The organism is Marinomonas sp. TW1, from assembly GCF_001625355.1.
GTDB lineage: Bacteria > Pseudomonadota > Gammaproteobacteria > Pseudomonadales > Marinomonadaceae > Marinomonas.
The window spans coordinates 1-2742 of sequence record NZ_JSEE01000032.1 but is presented as its reverse complement, the minus strand read 5'-3'; the positions used below and the strand labels follow the sequence as shown (position 1 = coordinate 2742).

Sequence of the window (2742 nt, the reverse complement as noted above, 5' to 3'; positions counted from 1 at the left end):
CAGTATCCGCATGTACCAGAGCGCCATCTTCATTGATGATGTTACCTTGCACATTCAATGCTATCGCATCGGTGGAATAAATCTTGGCGTTTGCTGAACTGTTGTTCAGTTCGGTGGCATCAATCGTGATGCCTTTACCCGCCAAGGTTCCTTGGTTATCCACCTTGTTGGTTTGAATGGTTAAGGTGCCGTCTTGTGCTAAGACGGTGCCTGAACTCGTGACATTCTCTGCATTGATGTCGATAGTATTTAAAGCTTCAATCGTAGAATTTGTATTAGTGAGATTGCTCTCAGTATCCAAGGTCAGATCAGTATCCGCATGTACCAGAGCGCCATCTGTATTTTTGACGTTTCCAGCGATGTTTAAATCAAGCTTATCTATTGAATAGACTTTACCGTTAACCGTACTGTTGCTCAGTTCGGTGGCATTGATAATAATCCCTTTACCTGCCAAAGCACCTTGGTTGGTAACTTGGTTGGTGTCTATTGTTAAACTTCCATCTTGTGCCAGAATCGTCCCTGAGCTTGCTAGGTTCTGACTCTTGACGTTGACCTGATTTAAAGCTTCAATCGTGGAATCTATGTTAGTGAGATTACCCTCAGCATCTAAAGTCAGATCGGAATCCGCATGAACTAAAGCGCCATCTTCATTGGTCACATCATCTGTGATATTGAGATCCAGTTTATCTGTTGAGTAGACTTTACCGCTAACCGTACGGTTGTTCAGTTCGGTGGCATTAATCGTGATGCCTTTACCCGCCAAGGTTCCTTGGTTATCCACCTTGTTGGTTTGAATGGTTAAGGTGCCGTCTTGTGCTAAGACGGTGCCTGAACTCGTGACATTCTCTGCATTGATGTCGATAGTATTTAAAGCTTCAATCGTAGAATTTGTATTAGTGAGATTGCTCTCAGTATCCAAGGTCAGATCAGTATCCGCATGTACCAGAGCGCCATCTGTATTTTTGACGTTTCCAGCGATGTTTAAATCAAGCTTATCTATTGAATAGACTTTACCGTTAACCGTACTGTTGCTCAGTTCGGTGGCATTGATAATAATCCCTTTACCTGCCAAAGCACCTTGGTTGGTAACTTGGTTGGTGTCTATTGTTAAACTTCCATCTTGTGCCAGAATCGTCCCTGAGCTTGCTAGGTTCTGACTCTTGACGTTGACCTGATTTAAAGCTTCAATCGTGGAATCTATGTTAGTGAGATTACCCTCAGCATCCAAGGTCAGATCTGAATCCGCATGCACCAGAGCACCATCTGTATTTGTGACGTTTCCAGCGATATTTAAATCAAGCTTATCTGTTGAATAGACTTTACCGTTAACTGTACTGTTGTTTAGTTCGGTGGCTTTAATCGTAATGCCTTTACCTGCCAAGGTTCCTTGGTTATCCACCTTGTTGGTTTGAATGGTTAAGGCACCGTCTTGGGCTAAGACGGTGCCTGAACTCGCGACATTCTCTGCATTGATATCGATAGTATTAAAAGCTTCAATTGTGGAATCTGTGTTGGTCAATTTACCCGAGGAGGTACCATCACCTGAATCCACAGTTAAAGCTGTGCTCGCGTGCAGTAACGCGCCGTCTTTATTTGAGACATCGCCAGTAATGTTAAGATCGAGTTTGTCTGTTGAGTAGACTTTACCGTTAACCGTACTGTTGTTTAGTTCGATGGCATTAATCGTGATGCCTTTACCTGACAAGGAACCTTGGTTATCCACCTTGTTAGCTTGAATGATTAAAGCACCGTCTTGGGCTAAGACGGTGCCTGAACTCGTGACATTCTCTGCATTGATGTCGATAGTATTTAAAGCTTCAATCGTGGAATCTGTGTTCGTGAGATTGCCCTCAGCATCCAAGGTAAAATCTGAATCCGCATGCACCAGAGCGCCATCGTCATTAGTGATGTTGCCTTGTACATTCAGTGCTATCGCATCCGTTGAATAAATTTTCCCGCTTGTTGTACTGTTGCTCAGTTCGGTGGCATCAATCGTAATGCCTTTACCAGACAAGGAACCTTGGTTATCCACCTTGTTAGCTTGAATGGTTAAAATGCCGTCTTGGGCTAAGACGGTGCCTGAACTCGTGACATTCTCAGCACTGATTTCGATGCTGTTGACAGCTTCTATGGTGGAATCTGTGTTCGTGAGATTGCCCTCAGCACCCAAGGTAAAATCTGAATCCGCATGCACCAGAGCACCATTTTGGTTGGTGATTGCCCCTTCAATGTTTAAAGCAACGGCATCGGTTGAATAAATTTTCCCGCTTGTTGTACTGTTGCTCAGTTCGGTGGCATCAATCGTAATGCCTTTACCAGACAAGGAACCTTGGTTATCCATCTTGCTGGTTTGAATGGTTAACGTGCCGTCTTGTGCCAGAATCGTCCCGGAGCTGGTGAGGTTCTGACTCTTAATGTCGACCTGATTTAAAGCTTCAATCGTAGAATTTGTGTTGGTGAGATTGCCTTCAGCATCCAAGGTCAGATCTGAATCCGCATGCACCAGAGCACCATCTGTATTTGTGACGTTTCCAGCGATATTTAAATCAAGCTTATCTGTTGAATAGACTTTACCGTTAACCGAACTGTTGTTTAGTTCGGTGGCATTGATAGTAATGCCTTTACCTGCCAAGGAACCCTGGTTATCCAGTTGGTTCGTTTGAATGGTTAAAGCACCGTCTTGTGCTAAGACGGTGCCTGAACTCGTGACATTCTCTGCATTGATGTCGATAGCATTCAAAG

The 2742-nt window shown here is 44.0% G+C and carries 1 protein-coding gene; it reads right to left on the bottom strand.

Annotated elements, in window-relative coordinates; all coding sequences use genetic code 11:
• Positions 1 to 2742 (bottom strand): beta strand repeat-containing protein (locus OA79_RS17710; RefSeq protein WP_156486298.1); only part of this gene is annotated, 2742 nt, incomplete at both ends.